Below are 14,213 nucleotides of genomic sequence, written 5' to 3'. Positions count from 1 at the left end.
GCCACCGGCATCACCTTTTCACCCGAATGCTCCGGGTCAAGTACCGCCTCGCCGCGCGTCGCCATCGCGTGTCCGTCCTGGCGTCAACCGCCACCTGTCGCCCTCGCGTTCGACGAACCCCAGTGAGTGAAGTTCGTACAGGCGCCCGAGGGTTTCGTCCGTCGACACGCCGGCGTTCCGGGCCACGTCACGCCCGCCCAGGGAACCCGTTCCGGGCAGGGCGTCCAGGACCCTCGCGGAGGCGGCGTCGAGCAGGTCCCGGGGCAGGACCGGTCCGGTCCTGGCGGGGGCGAGGTCGCCGATCTCCCCCACCAGCTCGCAGATTTCGGCGGCATCGGTGACCAGGACGCCCTCGCCACGCAGGAGTTCATGGACCCCGGCCGAGAGACCGCTGGTGGCGGGGCCGGGCACCCCCATGGCGAAGCGGCCCAGCCGTTGGGCGTTCCTCGCCGTGACGAGTGAGCCGCTGCGGTATTCGGCCTCCACCACCACGGTGCCTCTCGTGAGTGCCGCGATCACCCTGTTGCGGAGGATGAATCTGCTGCGCGTCGGATGCTCCGAGGGCGGCAGCTCACCCATGACCAGGCCCTGTTCCACGATGCGCCCGATCAGTTCGGCATGGCCCCGGGGATAGGCCACGTCCACCCCGCAGGCCAGCACCGCCATAGTCGCCCCACCCGCGGCCAGTGCACCTCGGTGGGCGGCGCCGTCCACCCCGAACGCCGCCCCGGAGACGACCACCCAGCCCCGCTCGGCGAGCCCCGCGGCCAGCGTCGCCGCCATGTGCGCCCCGTAGGGCGTACAGGCCCGGGCGCCGACCAGGGCGACCGAGCGCAGCGCCCAGAGACGCAGGTCGGACCTGCCACGCACCCAGAGTCCGATCGGCCGCGCGTCGCCCAGGTCGTCGAGCTGGCTCGGCCACTCCCGGTCACCGGGGCAGACGAACCGCCCGCCGGCCGCGGCCACGTCCGCCAGGTCCCGCACGGGGTCGGCGCCCGATGCCCGGAGGCGGTAGCCGGCGAGGCGGGCCGCCGTCATCCCTTTGAGCGTCCGCGCGGCTCCCTCCGCGCCGGTGAGACGCCGCATCAGCTCGACGGGACCGGCCTCGCGGAGCCAGCGGCCACCGCGCTCGTCCCCCGGCTCGAACACCCGGGTCAGGGCCGCACGCGCCAGCCGCTCCCGCCCGTCGTCGGCCGGGGCCGGCGGGGCGGTCACCGGGCACCCGCCTGCATCGGGACTCCACGCTGGACGCCCGTCCGCAGCTCCAGCGCCACCGCGACGTCCGAGGCGTCCGGGCGGTCGGCGCCCCGCAGGTCCGCCACGGTCCACGCCACGCGCAGGACCCGGTCGAGGCCGCGGGCCGTGAGGACGCCTCGCTCCAGGTCGCGCTCGGCCGCCATGAGGGCGCCGGGCGCCGCGACCAGCCTCGTCCTCAGCTCGTGCCCGGGCACTTCGCTGTTGGTGGTCCAGGGCGTGCCCGCGAGCCGCTCGACCGCGCGCTCCCTGGCCTCCCGCACCCGGACGGCCACCTCGGCGGAGGATTCCCCCCGGCCCCCCTGTCCCATCAGATCCGCCCTTCCGACCGGCTCCACCTCGACCCGGAGGTCCACCCGGTCAAGCAAGGGGCCCGACAGTCTCGCCTGATAGCGGCGGACCGTGGAGGGCGGGCATTCGCAGCCCGCACCGGCCAGGGTGTGCCTGCCGCAGGGGCAGGGGTTCGCGGCCAGGACCATCAGGAAACGCGCGGGCAGCCGGACCACCCCGGCCGCTCGCGCGACCACCACGTGCCCGGATTCCAGGGGCTGGCGCAGCGCGTCGAGGGCCCGCCCGGAGAACTCCGGCGCCTCGTCGAGAAAGAGCACTCCCCGGTGCGCCAGGGACACCGCTCCCGGCCTCGGCAGGCCGTTGCCCCCGCCGACGAGCGACTGCATCGTCGCCGAGTGGTGCGGCGCGCAGTACGGCGCCCTGCTGATCAGAGGTTCACCCGGCGGGAGGATGCCCGCGACCGAGTGCACCGCCGTCACTTCGAGGGATTCCCGCCGGGACAGCGGCGGCAGGATCGCCGTGAGCCGCTCCGCCAGCATCGTCTTCCCCGCCCCCGGCGGCCCGGAGAGCAGGAGATGGTGCCCCCCTGCCGCCGCTACCTCAAGGGCCGTGCGCGCCCGGCCCTGGCCGGCGACGTCGGCCAGATCGGGCCGGTGCGCCGTGCCGTCGGCCGACAGTGGTGCGAGCCCCGTGCCGAGACCCGCGCCGGGCACCATCAGCCCGGCCAGCATCGTGTCGGGGCGGCCCTGGTCGGCGGCCGGCTCGTCGGGCACCGGCTCGTCGCCGAGCACGGCGATCAGCTGGCGCAGGCTCCGGACGCCGAGGACGGAGACGCCCGGCACGAGGGCGGCCTCCCCGGCGGTCTGCTCCGGGACGACGACCTGCCGGTACCCCGCCTCCGCCGCCGCGAGCACGGCGGGCAGCACCCCGCGCACCGGGCGCACCCGGCCGTCGAGGCCGAGCTCCCCGATCATCACCACATCGGCGATGGCCGCCGGATCGATCCGCTCCGCCGCCCCGAGCACCGCGCACGCGACAGCGAGGTCGAATCCGGATCCGCTCTTGGGTACGGAGGCGGGAGAGAGTCCCACCGTGAGCTTCTTCTGCGGCCACTCCGCCCCGGAGTTGACGACCGCGGCCCTGACCCTGTCCCGGCTCTCCACCAGGCTCTTGTCAGGCAGACCCACCAGCGTGAACGCCGCCACGCCCGGCTCCAGGTCCGCCTGGACCTCCACCACCACACCCTCGACGCCGACCAGCGCCACCGAACAGGCCCGTGCGAACCCCATCAGGCCACGCCCCGCACATGTTCGGCGACCGGGGCACCGCGCCTCGGCAGGACCACACCGACCAGATCGATACGGACCCCGCCCGGCGGCGGTCCGCCGTGCCGGTCGAGCCAGATCTCCGCGAGCCTGCGCAGCCGGTCCGCCTTGGCCGGTGTCACAGCCTCCATCGGATGCTCGAAGGAGCCCGCCCTGCGGGCCTTCACCTCGCAGACGACCACCGCGTCGCCGTCCCTGGCGACGATGTCGATCTCTCCTGCGCGACACCGCCAGTTGCGCTCCAGGACGGTCATGCCGGCGTCGGCCAGCAGCCGTGCCGCCAGATCCTCGCCGTACCGCCCGAGTGCCCCCCGTGCGTTCATATCGGCAACACCTCCGGCACCGACTGTGACGCTCCCCGCCCGATCCATTGGATCTTGGTGGACAACCAGGCCGTTGTGCATATCCCGGCCACTCGGACGAGTGAACCGGGACACCGCAGGGCACGCCAGGAGGGCTGGGGGACACCCCCCGGGATCAGCTGCCGGGATCAGCCCCGGGACCAGCTGCCGGGATCAGCCGCCCGGCAGTTCGAGGTCGCTCTTGTTGAGCTCCTCGATATTCACGTCCTTGAACGTTAGGACACGGACCTGCTTGACGAACCGAGCAGGCCTGTACATGTCCCAGACCCACGCGTCCGCCATGGAAACCTCGAAAAAGACCTCACCCTGAACCGAGTGCACCTGCATCTCGTAGTCGTTGGTGAGGTAGAAGCGCCGTTCGGTCTCGATCACATATTTGAACAGACCGACGACATCGCGGTACTCCCGGTAGAGCTTCAGCTCCATCTCGGTCTCGTACTTCTCGAGGTCCTCGGCACTCATGGCATGTTCCCCTTCAGCCGTGCGTCCCCCTATTGTGCGTCAGCCCCGCGCACCCCTGGCCGATTAGACGATTTCGGGGGCGAGAACCAGCGGAACACTCGGGGGACCCTCGTCGAGCAGCGTGCGCAGCAGCCCGGCGAGCCTGGTCGGATACACCGTCTCACGCGTGGCCAGAAGTTCGGCGGAAGTCCACCACCTCAGACCGGCGACGCTGCGCAGTTCCAGCTCGGTGAGGCCCTTCGGGTCGGTGGCCGTCTGCGAGGTGCGGGCGAGGAAGTACCACTCGTCCTGGTCCCAGCGGCGCCCGTCGAACGTGAAGGAGCAGATCCTCGTCCACAGCAGGGGGCCGAGAACGACATCGGTGATCCCGGTCTCCTCGGCGAGCTCACGCAGGGCGGCCTGCTCCCGCGTCTCGTCGCCCTCCAGGCCTCCGCCCGGGGTGAACCACCAGCTCTCGGCCGGGTCCTCGGGCTCGAAACCGTGCAACAGCAGGATCCGGTCGTCCGGATCCAGGAGCACCACCCGAGCGACCCTGCGTGCCTCAGCGGGCACCGGCGGACGCCTTCGGCCGCTCGGCACCGCGCCCGGACCGCGCCACCAGCGGGCCGTAGGCCGCCCCGCCCAGGATGAGCACCACGCCGAGCACGAGGGCACCGGCCTGCAGGGGCAGCGGTCCCTCGGAGGACACGCCGCCGGGCAGGGCCGCGAAGGCCCCGGGCCGGCCGATCATGCCCTTGTAGGGCCAGACGACGGCGTCCACCCGCGCCTCGACGGCACTGCGCGGCACGGAACCGTGCCCCGCGTCCTCCAGGTGGACGCGGGAGTCCATGGAGGTGCTGCGCTCGTCACCGAGGAGGAAGAGCTGCCCCTCGGGCACCTCGGCCGTGAAGTTCTGGGGGGAGGCCGGACCACCGGCCGCGCCGCCGAGCGACGAGGCGCCGTCCGCGCGCAGATACGGTTCGTCGACGGCCTTGCCGTTGACGGTGAGCCGTCCGTCCTTGTCGCAACAGGCGATCGTGTCACCGCCCACACCGACGACCCGCTTCACCATGGGCACGTCGCCCCACGTCGCATCGGTGAACACCACCACGTCGCCGCGCCGGACGTCACCGCCGTCCACCCGCTCCGCGAGGATCCGGTCCCCGGCGTTCACCGTCGGCGTCATCGAATCCGTCGGCACGGTGTACGGCTTGTACACCACCGCGCCCCAGGCGAATCCGCCGAGGAAGAGCACACAGCCGACGGCCACGGCCAGGTTCGACAACACGTTGCCGAGCCGGCCGCGGCCGTCATGACGTCCTGATCCACTCATCCCAGCGTCCCCCATCGGAGATCGACAATCGCTGATCCGAGTCGGCACCTTACCCGGCGGTACGCTCCCGGGTCAGCCTGCGGCGACGCCAGAACACGAGGGGCAGCGCTCCGGCTACACCCAGTGCTCCCGGCACCGCGGCGGAGGCGGCCGCGTTCAGTCCGGGCTGGTCGAAGGTGCTCGGCACCGGGAGGGTCGCCCAGCGGTTGACGGGCCAGGCGATGACGACGGCCCGCCCGACGACCTCGTCGGTGGAGACCGTGCCCTGACCGGGCAGCTCCTGGTGGTAGCGGGAGTCCAGCGAATTCTGCCGGTGGTCGCCCATCACCCAGATCCGGCCCTCGGGCACATGGATCGGTCCGAACGGCTCGTCGTCGCACGCGCTGTTGCCGGCGAAGATGAACGACTTGTCGTCCAGCGCCTTGCCGTTGACCGTGACCGGCCCGTTCTTCTTGCACTCGACCGTGTCGCCGCCGACCGCGATGACCCGCTTGATCAGGTCCTTCTCCTCGGCGGACGGCATCAGTCCGATGAAGCTCAGGAACTTCTGCACCGCGTTCGGCTCGGGCGTCGCGGTGTCCTCCAGCCAGCCGCCCGGGTCGTGGAAGACCACGACCTCGCCGCGCTCCGGCTCCGAGCCGAACCACGGCGTCAGCTTGTCCACCAGCACCCGGTCGCCCCGCTGCAGCGTGTTCTGCATGGAGTCCGAGGGGATCGAGAACGCCTGCACCAGGAACGTCTTGATCAGCAGCGCGAGAATGAGCGCGATACCGATGAGGAGCGGGAGCTCCTTCCAGAACGAGCGCGGCTTCTTCACCGCCGTACTGCCACCCTCCGGGGACTCGCCGTCACTCTCCGCCCCCACCGGGATCCCGTCGCTCGAAGGCCGGTCCTCGGGTTCGTCGTGTCCGGATCGTGCGCCGACCGCCAAATCCCCCACATCCACTCCTCACTCCGTGCCACCGCCCGCGCCCGAATCGGCGCAGGCCCACCACTCCCATAACGAGCGGGAGTTCCGCAGGGGTCGGGAGCAGGACCATTCCGTTGTGATCCTGGGAGGACACACTATTCGACGGGCCCGCCGCAGCCGTCGCTCCGGCGCTCCCGTCGGGGACGGAGGCGTACGTTCCGGGCTCCTCCAGCCTGCGCCAATGCCCGAACGGCCAGGCGATCACCACGGCCCGGCCGACGACCTCGTCCTCCGACACCGTGCCGTTGCCCGGTTTGTCGAGGTGGAAGCGCGAGTCCGCGGAATTCGACCGGTGGTCCCCCATCACGAAGATGCGGCCCTGGGGAACCTTTACCTCGAATTTGAGAGTGGATGGCACATCGCCGGGATTCAGATAGGGCTCGTCGAGCGCCACGCCGTTGACCGTGATCCTGCCGTCGGTCCCGCAGCACTTCACGGTGTCGCCCCCGACGGCCACCACGCGCTTGATCAGATCCTGCTCGTCCTCGGAGGGCAGCAGTCCGATGAAGGTCAGCAGCTCCTTGACCTGTTTGACCCCGGCGGGCGGGTCCTCGGTGCCGGCGGTCTCCTGTTGCAGCCAGCCGCCCGGGTCCTTGAACACGACGACGTCGCCACGCCGGGGCTCGGAGCCGAACCAGGGGGTCAGCTTGTCCACCAGCACCCGGTCGCCGATCCGGATGGTCTGCTCCATCGACCCGGAGGGGATCACGAAGGCCTGGACGAGGAAGGTCTTGAGCACCAGCGCGATCAGCAGCGCCACCAGGACGAGGAGAGGTATCTCCTTGATCGCCGAACGGCGCCTGCGGCGCTTCACCTTCCGGGCGAGCTTGCGGCGTTCCGCCCGCGTGGGCAGGGAGCGGCCCGTGGTCGGCCTCGACCCGGTGGGCAGCGGCGGGTCGGTGTCCGCCTCTCCCGGCCTGCGCCCCCGGTTACCCATGGTCCGCCGGCCGTATGCCGGTGAAGGCGTCCGTGCCCTCCAGGGAGCCGAGCCTGCCGAGCGGCCAGCCGAGCCAGTCGACCCGTCCGATCACCCGCTCCACCGGCACCATGCCGCCCCCCGGCTCCCCCAGGTGGTCGCGCGAGTCCCGGGAGTTGCTGCGGTGATCGCCCATCACCCACAGCCTGCCGTCGGGCACCACGATGTCGAAGGCGACCTCGGAGGGGCGGTCGCCCGGGTGCAGATACTCCTCGGTCACCGGAGCGCCGTTCACCTCGAGCCTCCCCCGCTTGTCGCAGCAGACCACACGGTCGCCCCCCACGCCCACCACCCGCTTCACGAAGTCGGACCCGGCCGGTTCGGCCAGCCCGAGGGATGCGGCGGCCCCGCGCAGCAGCGCGCCGACGGCGTTCTCCGGCTCGGTCTCCTGCACGAAGGATCCGGTGCCGTCGAAGACCACCACCTCACCGCGCCGGGGCTCCGAGCCGAAACGGTACGCCAGTTTGTTGACGAGAACCCGGTCGCCGACCCGCAGCGTGGGCTGCATCGAGCCACTGGGAATGAGGAAGGGCTGCAGCACAAAGGTGCTGAAGAGCAGCAGGGCGGTCGTGCAGAGCATGCCCAGGAAGACCGTGCGCCCCCAGGACATCGAGGCGGCCGAACGGTCCGGGACATGCGTGGAGCGCGACCCCTCCTCCGGCCCGTCTGCGGGGCCGGAGGAACGATCGCGCTCCATGTGCTGTGCTTCCGTGTCCATCGGGGCCGAATCCTATCGGGCCACGCTGTGGACGCCGGAGGTGAATCAGCGGTCGCGCTTCTCCTTGATCTTCGCGGCCTTGCCGCGGAGCTCACGGAGGAAGTACAGCTTGGCGCGGCGGACGTCACCGCGGGTGACGAGCTCGATCTTCTCGAAGATCGGGCTGTGCACCGGGAAGGTGCGCTCGACGCCGACGCTGAAGGAGACCTTGCGGACCGTGAAGGTCTCGCTGACGCCCGAGCCCTGGCGGCGGATGACGATGCCCTTGAACTGCTGGATACGGGAGCGGTTGCCCTCGATCACGCGCACGTGGACGTTGACGGTGTCACCGGGGCGGAACGCCGGGAGGTCGGTACGGAGCGAGGCGGCGTTGACGCCATCGAGCAGGGAAGCCATGTTGTCTGCTTTCTTCGCCGATGCCACAGGTCATCGACGGGAGAGAGTGAAGTTCGGATGCTGATCACATCGGGCGGGCGTCTTTCCCCCTGTGGCAGGGGCGCACGCCGGACGTACAGCGGCCCTATTCTTCCACGGCGTCGGGCCTGCGCCAAAATCGGCCCCCGGGCTCCGGGGACCAGCCGAGGATGGAGAGGATCTCGCGGTCCTTCTTGTCGAAGCCGGACGCCTCGCAACGCTCGATGAGATCGGGCCTGTTGAGCGCCGTACGCCGGAACGCCTCGTCCCGTCGCCAGCGTGCGATCCGGCCGTGATGGCCGCTGAGCAGCACGTCGGGGATGCCCCGTCCGCGCCACTCGGGAGGCTTCGTGTAGACCGGGCCTTCGAGCAGGTCGGCCATGGCGCCGGGTGCGAAGGAGTCGTCGCGGTGCGACTCGGCGTTGCCGAGCACCCCCGGCAGCAGCCGGGCCACGGCCTCCGTGATCACCAGGACGGCGGCTTCGCCGCCCGCCAGGACGTAGTCCCCGATGGACACCTCGACGACCGGTATGCGGGTCGCGTACTCGTCCATCACCCGGCGGTCGATGCCCTCGTAGCGGGCCGGGGTGAAGATCAGCCACGGCCGTTCGGAGAGCTCGACGGCCAGTTCCTGCGTGAAGGGCCTGCCGCTGGGCGTCGGTACGACGAGCACCGGGGAGTGCGCCCCGGCCTCGTACCCGTCGGCGAGCGCCTCGTCCAGCGCCTCGCCCCACGGCCCGGTCTTCATGACCATGCCGGGGCCGCCGCCGTAGGGGGTGTCGTCCACCGTGTTGTGCCGGTCGTGGGTCCAGTCGCGGAGGTCGTGGACGTGCACGTCGAGACGGCCGCGTGCGCGCGCCTTGCCGACGAGCGAGACGTTCAGGGGCTCGAGGTACTCGGGGAAGATCGTGACGACGTCGAGCCGCATCACTCCGCCCCCTTCCCCATGCCGTCCCCGGTGCCGTCCTCGTCACGCGTGGAGGCGATCACGGCTTCGCTCTCGTCGATCAGACCGGGCGGGGGGCTGATGACGGCCCGCTGCTCCTCCAGGTCGATCTCGGTGACGATCTCCTCGACGAAGGGGATCATCACCTCGGTGCCGTCCGGCCGTTCCACGATGAACAGGTCCTGCGACGGCAGGTGCGAGATCTCGGTGATCCGGCCGATCTCCGTGCCGTCGGCGAGGACGACGTCCAGGTCGATCAGCTGGTGGTCGTAGAACTCCTCCGGGTCCTCGGGGAGTTCCTCCGGGTCCACCTCGGCGATCAGCAGCGTGTTGCGCAGCGCCTCGGCGCCCGTACGGTCGCGTACGCCCTCGAACCGCAACAGCAGCCGGCCGCTGTGCACCCGGCCGGTCTCGATGGTCAGCGGTCCGGTACCGGCGGGCTCCGTGGCCAGCACGGCCCCGGGACCGAGCCGGAGCTCCGGCTCGTCGGTGCGCACCTCGACGGTGACCTCGCCCTTGATGCCATGGGCGCGACCGATCCGCGCAACTACCAACTGCACGCTACTTCTCCTGGTGATCTCTTGCTGAGGAGGCGGTCATGTACGGACGACAAAGGCCGGGGACGGCTCGAAAGCCCTCCCCGGCCCCTGCCGGTGTTCAACTCTTTCAGCGAACCTGGTCCACATCGACGAGGTCGACACGGATTCCACGCCCGCCGATGGCACCCACGACGGTACGCAGGGCACGTGCGGTGCGGCCGTTACGGCCGATCACCTTGCCGAGGTCTTCGGGGTGGACCCGGACCTCGAGCACGCGTCCCCGGCGCAGGTCGCGCGAGGCGACCTGCACATCGTCGGGGTTGTCGACGATGCCCTTCACGAGGTGCTCAAGAGCCTCCTCGAGCATGCTCAGGCCTCGGTCGACTCGGTGGACGCGGCAGCGTCGGCCGCCTCGTCCGCCTTCTTGTCCGACTTCTTGGCCTTCTGGGTGATGGCCTCACCCTTGGCCTCGTCGCCGTCCGTGGCCAGGGCCTCGAACAGGGCGCGCTTGTCAGCCTTGGGCTCCGGCTGCAGCAGCGGCGCCGGGGCCGGGAGGCCCTTGTGGGCCTGCCAGTCACCGGTGAGCTTCAGGATCGCGAGGACGGGCTCGGTCGGCTGGGCGCCGACGGACAGCCAGTACTGCGCGCGCTCTGCGTTGACCTCGATGCGCGAGGGGTTCTGCACCGGGTGGTACAGGCCGATCTCCTCGATGGCCCGGCCGTCACGGCGGGTACGGGAGTCGGCGACGACGATGCGGTAGTGAGGCGAACGGATCTTGCCCAGACGCTTCAGCTTGATCTTGACTGCCACGGAAGTGGTGTCTCCTGGTCTCTGACGTGGTTGGGCACAAAAGATGCCACGTGGGGTTGCGGTACTCGGGTGCCCGATGGACGCGTCAGCCGGAGGAGAGAGGGGTCCTATGCGACTGTCGAGTACAGCTAGCCATTGTGCCACACCACATCGGGTCACCCCACCGCGACCGCCCCTTCCGGGATGCGGAAGGGCTTGCCGCACCCGCCGCAGACGATCGGGGCCTGGGCGAGGACCGAGGGGACGACACGGACGTTGCGTCCGCAGTCGCAGACGGCCTTGACCCGCACCCCTCCCCCGGACGAGCCGTGCCGCGCCGCGGGGCCGCGGAACGAGCGCTTGGTGTCCGCCGCGGTGGCCACGGTGTGCGCCTTGAGCGCACGCTGGAGCCGTTCCGCCGTGGGACGGTATCTGCGTTTGGCCTCGGGATTCAGCGTCACCAGCGAGAATCCGCTGCTGGGGTGGGGCTCCTCGGCGTGATCGAGGCCCAATTCCTCGGCGATCGCGAGGAAACGTCGGTTGTGGTAACGGCCGGCGCGTGAGGTGTCCCGGACACCTCTCGCGGCGGCGATGCCGTGGACTGCCTCATGAAGCAGCCGTTCGAAGGAGAGCTCGGCGCCACAGGCGGACGAGGACTCTCCGATCAGGGACTCGGGCGCGGCAAGATCGGGCAGCTCGGGGTGGTACCGCTGAATGTCGGCCCACGCCTGCGCCAGCTCTGCGGCAAGTACAGGTGGTGTCGTGCTCACGTCGTGACAACGAGCCTGAGTGCTCCGGTGTTCCTATTCCGGGGCATCCCAAATAATTTGCACGTACCAGTCAGTTGCCCTTGATGCGTCCGGACGAGGGCGGGTGCGCAGATCAGCGGAGAAGTCTCACAGCTCGCACCAAGGTGGTACGTAGCAACGCGTACGCACCGGCGTGGACGGGCGCCCGACGGGCGACCCTACCCGGCACGGAGCGGCGGCCGCACACCGGGCGCGGCCGGGCCCGGGGCGCTCGACGTGCTGCGCCCCGCGTGTCGGGTAAGACTGTGAGGAAGCGAGCAGCAGGCGTGCTGTTCCCGGCGCCCGCACGCGTCACGCGGCGCCGGGGGCGCACGACCGGAGCACGCAAGCATTGCCATCCCACCCCGTCCGACCCCTGGACGGGACCGCCGATGCGGAGTTCTCTGACATACGGGGGCTGTGGGCGTACTCACACAGCACATAGACATGGGGGACCTCACTCGGGCACGACCGACCTCACGGCGGATTGGGGCGCATTCCATGACACCTACGCTCGTCCGGCACCACAGGTACGCGGATTCGTCCGCCCAGGTGGACGCCGGTACCCGTGCCCGCGACTGGGCCGAGATCCAGGAGCGCATGCTGGCACCGCTCTACGAGGCGGTGTACGAGCGCCTCGAAGTGGGAGCCGGTAAGCGGATGCTCTCCCTCGGCTGCGGTTCCGGGCTGGCGCTGCTGATCGCGGCCTCGCGCGGGGCGCGCGTCACCGGCGTCGACGCCGACCGTGAACGGCTCGCTCTGGCCCGCGAGCGCCTCGCGTCCGGTCCCGGACCTGACGCCGGCCCGGGCCGTACGGAGCGGCGGGCGAGGCTCGCCGACAGCATCGGGGAGGCCGCCCCGGACGGCGGGGCGCCCTACAACCTGCTGACCGCCTTCCAGCCGATCGGCTGCGCGGCCGGCGACTCGGAGGGGCTCGCGCCCGCGCTGGTGTCCGCCGTGCCGCTGGCCGCGCGGGGAGCCACGGTGGTGCTGGCCGGCTGGGGGCCGCCCGAGCGGTGCGCCACGGCTCCGGTGCTGAGGGTGGCGGCCCGGCTCACGGAGTCGGCGCGTGCGCCGCGCTCCGGGAACAACTGGCGGCCGGCGCTCCGGGACGACCTGGAGGAGATCGCGGCGCGGGCCGGGCTCAAGCCGGACGGATCCGGCCGTGTGTCCTGCCCGTTCGGCTACGCGGACGTGGACAGCGCGGTCCGCGGCCTGCTGTCGACCGGGCTGTTCGACACGGCGATCCGGGCCACGGACCGCACGCAGGTGGAGAAGGAGGTCGCCGAGGCCCTGCATCCGCATCTGCGGCCCGACGGCACGGTGTGGATGCCGAACGTCTTCCGCTACCTGGTGTGCGTGACCTGACGGGAACGCGAAGGGGCGCCCCGCCGGGCGGGGCGCCCCTTCGTCGGTGTCCGGGCCGGTCAGCCCATGAACTTCTTGAACTCGTCCGGCAGTTCGAAGTTCTTGTCCTCCTGGGCGGGCAGGTTGAAGGCGCCGCCCTGCGCCGCCTGCTCACGACGGGCGGCCTCGGCCTGCTCCTCCGCCTTGCGCTTCATCGGGTTGCCGCTCTTGCGCTTGCCCTTGGCCTGCTTGACCTGCTTCTTCTGACGGCCGGGGCCGCCACCCATGCCCGGCATGCCCGGCATCCCCGGCATGCCGCCCCCCTGGGCCATCTTCGACATCATCTTGCGGGCCTCGAAGAACCGCTCCACGAGGTTCTTCACGGCGGAGACCTCGACACCGGAACCCTTGGCGATACGGGCCCGGCGCGAGCCGTTGATGATCGTCGCGTCGGCGCGTTCCTTGGGGGTCATCGACTTGATGATCGCGGCCGTGCGGTCGACGTCGCGCTCGTCGATGTTGGCGATCTGGTCCTTGATCTGCCCCATGCCGGGCAGCATCCCGAGCAGCTTGGAGATGGAGCCCATCTTCCTGACCTGCTCCATCTGTGCCAGGAAGTCGTCGAGCGTGAAGTCCTTGCCCTTGCTCGACGCCAGCTTGGAGGCCATTTTGGCGGCCTCTTCCTGGCTGAAGGTCTTCTCCGCCTGCTCGATCAGGGTGAGCAGGTCACCCATGTCGAGGATGCGGGACGCCATGCGGTCGGGGTGGAAGGCGTCGAAGTCCTCGAGCTTCTCACCGTTCGACGCGAACATGATCTGCTTGCCCGTGACGTGGGCGATCGACAGGGCGGCGCCACCACGGGCGTCACCGTCGAGCTTGGAGAGCACCACGCCGTCGAAGCCGACGCCGTCGCGGAAGGCCTCGGCGGTGTTGACCGCGTCCTGGCCGATCATCGCGTCGACGACGAAGAGGATCTCGTCGGGGCTGACGGCGTCGCGGATGTCCGCGGCCTGCCGCATCAGCTCCTCGTCGATGCCGAGGCGTCCGGCGGTGTCGACGATGACGATGTCGTGGACCTTGGACTTGGCGAACTCGATGGAGTCCTTGGCGACCTTGACCGGGTCGCCCACGCCGTTGCCGGGCTCCGGCGCGTAGACCGCGACACCCGCGCGGTCGGCGACGACGCTCAGCTGGTTGACGGCGTTGGGGCGCTGGAGGTCACAGGCGACGAGCAGCGGGGAGTGGCCCTGGCTCTTGAGCCAGAGGCCGAGCTTTCCGGCGAGGGTGGTCTTACCGGCACCCTGCAGACCCGCCAGCATGATCACGGTGGGCGGGTTCTTGGCGAACCTGAGCCGCCGGGTCTCGCCGCCGAGGATGCCGACGAGCTCCTCGTTGACGATCTTGACGACCTGCTGGGCGGGGTTCAGCGCCTGGGAGACCTCGCTCCCCCGCGCGCGCTCCTTGATGTTGGCGATGAACGCGCGGACGACGGGGAGGGCGACATCGGCCTCGAGCAGGGCGATACGGATCTCGCGAGCCGTGGCGTCGATGTCCGCCTCGGACAAGCGGCCCTTGCCCCTGAGGTTTTTGAAAGTCGCGCTAAGGCGGTCGGAGAGAGTATCGAACACGGCGCTCGTCGGTCCTCAGGGTCGGGGGCGTGGCAGGTCAGTCGCCCTCCAGGGTATCCGGACCCCGGAGAACACAAAGCCCTCGCCCGATT

17 protein-coding genes are annotated in these 14,213 nt (G+C 70.6%); 1 reads left to right on the top strand and 16 read right to left on the bottom strand.

Annotation, left to right across the window (positions count from 1 at the left end; translation table 11 throughout):
- Positions 1 to 36: 36 nt before the first annotated feature.
- The 15 genes from dprA to OG488_RS27250 all read right to left on the bottom strand — a co-directional run bounded on the left by dprA (position 37) and on the right by OG488_RS27250 (position 11,128).
- Positions 37 to 1,215, bottom strand: coding sequence for a DNA-processing protein DprA (gene dprA, locus OG488_RS27320; RefSeq protein WP_329233349.1), 1,179 nt, complete (start codon positions 1,213 to 1,215; stop codon positions 37 to 39).
- On the bottom strand, positions 1,212 to 2,834 hold the full coding sequence (locus tag OG488_RS27315) for a YifB family Mg chelatase-like AAA ATPase (RefSeq protein WP_329233348.1): 1,623 nt from the start codon (positions 2,832 to 2,834) through the stop codon (positions 1,212 to 1,214). Before OG488_RS27315 ends, dprA begins: the two co-directional genes overlap by 4 nt.
- A complete protein-coding gene (locus tag OG488_RS27310; protein ID WP_329233346.1) occupies positions 2,834 to 3,193 on the bottom strand; it encodes a YraN family protein in 360 nt (119 codons plus the stop codon). The genes OG488_RS27315 and OG488_RS27310 overlap by 1 nt, the downstream gene beginning before the upstream one ends.
- Before the next feature lie 192 nt (positions 3,194 to 3,385).
- Positions 3,386 to 3,694, bottom strand: coding sequence for a DUF2469 domain-containing protein (locus OG488_RS27305; RefSeq protein WP_003965949.1), 309 nt, complete (start codon positions 3,692 to 3,694; stop codon positions 3,386 to 3,388).
- Positions 3,695 to 3,757: 63 nt separating this feature from the next.
- A complete protein-coding gene (locus OG488_RS27300; protein WP_329233344.1) occupies positions 3,758 to 4,246 on the bottom strand; it encodes an NUDIX hydrolase in 489 nt (162 codons plus the stop codon).
- Positions 4,236 to 5,006 (bottom strand): signal peptidase I, encoded by a 771-nt coding sequence (gene lepB / locus OG488_RS27295; protein ID WP_329233342.1) that lies wholly within the window; start codon positions 5,004 to 5,006, stop codon positions 4,236 to 4,238. Before lepB (OG488_RS27295) ends, OG488_RS27300 begins: the two co-directional genes overlap by 11 nt.
- Before the next feature lie 49 nt (positions 5,007 to 5,055).
- The gene (gene lepB / locus OG488_RS27290; RefSeq protein WP_329239050.1) at positions 5,056 to 5,937 is read right to left on the bottom strand and encodes a signal peptidase I; all 882 of its coding nucleotides are present in this window, start codon (positions 5,935 to 5,937) and stop codon (positions 5,056 to 5,058) included.
- Positions 5,855 to 6,913: a signal peptidase I gene (lepB, locus tag OG488_RS27285; RefSeq protein ID WP_329233341.1), complete on the bottom strand. Its 1,059-nt coding sequence runs from the start codon at positions 6,911 to 6,913 to the stop codon at positions 5,855 to 5,857. The genes lepB (OG488_RS27290) and lepB (OG488_RS27285) overlap by 83 nt, the downstream gene beginning before the upstream one ends.
- A complete protein-coding gene (gene lepB, locus OG488_RS27280; protein ID WP_329233340.1) occupies positions 6,906 to 7,670 on the bottom strand; it encodes a signal peptidase I in 765 nt (254 codons plus the stop codon). Before lepB (OG488_RS27280) ends, lepB (OG488_RS27285) begins: the two co-directional genes overlap by 8 nt.
- A gap of 45 nt (positions 7,671 to 7,715) precedes the next feature.
- Positions 7,716 to 8,066 (bottom strand): 50S ribosomal protein L19, encoded by a 351-nt coding sequence (gene rplS / locus OG488_RS27275; protein WP_014048592.1) that lies wholly within the window; start codon positions 8,064 to 8,066, stop codon positions 7,716 to 7,718.
- Between the two features lie 124 nt (positions 8,067 to 8,190).
- Positions 8,191 to 9,012, bottom strand: a complete 822-nt coding sequence (gene trmD, locus OG488_RS27270) for a tRNA (guanosine(37)-N1)-methyltransferase TrmD (RefSeq protein ID WP_329233336.1) — start codon at positions 9,010 to 9,012, stop codon at positions 8,191 to 8,193.
- A complete protein-coding gene (rimM, locus tag OG488_RS27265; protein ID WP_329233334.1) occupies positions 9,012 to 9,590 on the bottom strand; it encodes a ribosome maturation factor RimM in 579 nt (192 codons plus the stop codon). Before rimM ends, trmD begins: the two co-directional genes overlap by 1 nt.
- Positions 9,591 to 9,696: 106 nt before the next feature.
- Positions 9,697 to 9,936, bottom strand: a complete 240-nt coding sequence (locus tag OG488_RS27260) for an RNA-binding protein (RefSeq protein ID WP_014048589.1) — start codon at positions 9,934 to 9,936, stop codon at positions 9,697 to 9,699.
- 2 nt (positions 9,937 to 9,938) lie between these two features.
- Positions 9,939 to 10,379, bottom strand: a complete 441-nt coding sequence (rpsP, locus tag OG488_RS27255; protein WP_015578912.1) for a 30S ribosomal protein S16 — start codon at positions 10,377 to 10,379, stop codon at positions 9,939 to 9,941.
- Positions 10,380 to 10,534: 155 nt separating this feature from the next.
- Positions 10,535 to 11,128: a hypothetical protein gene (locus OG488_RS27250; protein WP_014153813.1), complete on the bottom strand. Its 594-nt coding sequence runs from the start codon at positions 11,126 to 11,128 to the stop codon at positions 10,535 to 10,537.
- A 519-nt stretch (positions 11,129 to 11,647) separates the two neighbouring features.
- Between OG488_RS27250 and OG488_RS27245 the strand changes: the two genes are divergently transcribed.
- On the top strand, positions 11,648 to 12,514 hold the full coding sequence (locus OG488_RS27245) for a methyltransferase domain-containing protein (RefSeq protein ID WP_329233331.1): 867 nt from the start codon (positions 11,648 to 11,650) through the stop codon (positions 12,512 to 12,514).
- A gap of 59 nt (positions 12,515 to 12,573) precedes the next feature.
- Here the strand turns inward: OG488_RS27245 and ffh are convergent, their stop codons facing one another.
- On the bottom strand, positions 12,574 to 14,121 hold the full coding sequence (gene ffh / locus OG488_RS27240; RefSeq protein WP_329233329.1) for a signal recognition particle protein: 1,548 nt from the start codon (positions 14,119 to 14,121) through the stop codon (positions 12,574 to 12,576).
- Positions 14,122 to 14,213 lie beyond the last annotated feature (92 nt).

Source organism: Streptomyces sp. NBC_01460, from assembly GCF_036227405.1.
Taxonomy (GTDB): Bacteria; Actinomycetota; Actinomycetes; order Streptomycetales; family Streptomycetaceae; genus Streptomyces.
The sequence above is the reverse complement of the archived record's forward strand: the minus strand, read 5'-3'. Positions and strand labels throughout refer to the sequence as shown.

Excerpts from the sequence above, each read along its gene's own strand:
- OG488_RS27315 (WP_329233348.1), bottom strand. The coding sequence starts at position 2,834 with ATGGGGTTCGCACGGGCCTGTTCGGTGGCGCTGGTCGGCGTCGAGGGT.
- OG488_RS27310 (WP_329233346.1), bottom strand. The coding sequence starts at position 3,193 with ATGAACGCACGGGGGGCACTCGGGCGGTACGGCGAGGATCTGGCGGCA.
- OG488_RS27305 (WP_003965949.1), bottom strand. The coding sequence starts at position 3,694 with ATGAGTGCCGAGGACCTCGAGAAGTACGAGACCGAGATGGAGCTGAAG.
- lepB (WP_329233342.1), bottom strand. The coding sequence starts at position 5,006 with ATGAGTGGATCAGGACGTCATGACGGCCGCGGCCGGCTCGGCAACGTG.
- lepB (WP_329233341.1), bottom strand. The coding sequence starts at position 6,913 with ATGGGTAACCGGGGGCGCAGGCCGGGAGAGGCGGACACCGACCCGCCG.
- lepB (WP_329233340.1), bottom strand. The coding sequence starts at position 7,670 with ATGGACACGGAAGCACAGCACATGGAGCGCGATCGTTCCTCCGGCCCC.
- rplS (WP_014048592.1), bottom strand. The coding sequence starts at position 8,066 with ATGGCTTCCCTGCTCGATGGCGTCAACGCCGCCTCGCTCCGTACCGAC.
- trmD (WP_329233336.1), bottom strand. The coding sequence starts at position 9,012 with ATGCGGCTCGACGTCGTCACGATCTTCCCCGAGTACCTCGAGCCCCTG.
- OG488_RS27260 (WP_014048589.1), bottom strand. The coding sequence starts at position 9,936 with ATGCTCGAGGAGGCTCTTGAGCACCTCGTGAAGGGCATCGTCGACAAC.
- OG488_RS27245 (WP_329233331.1), top strand. The coding sequence starts at position 11,648 with ATGACACCTACGCTCGTCCGGCACCACAGGTACGCGGATTCGTCCGCC.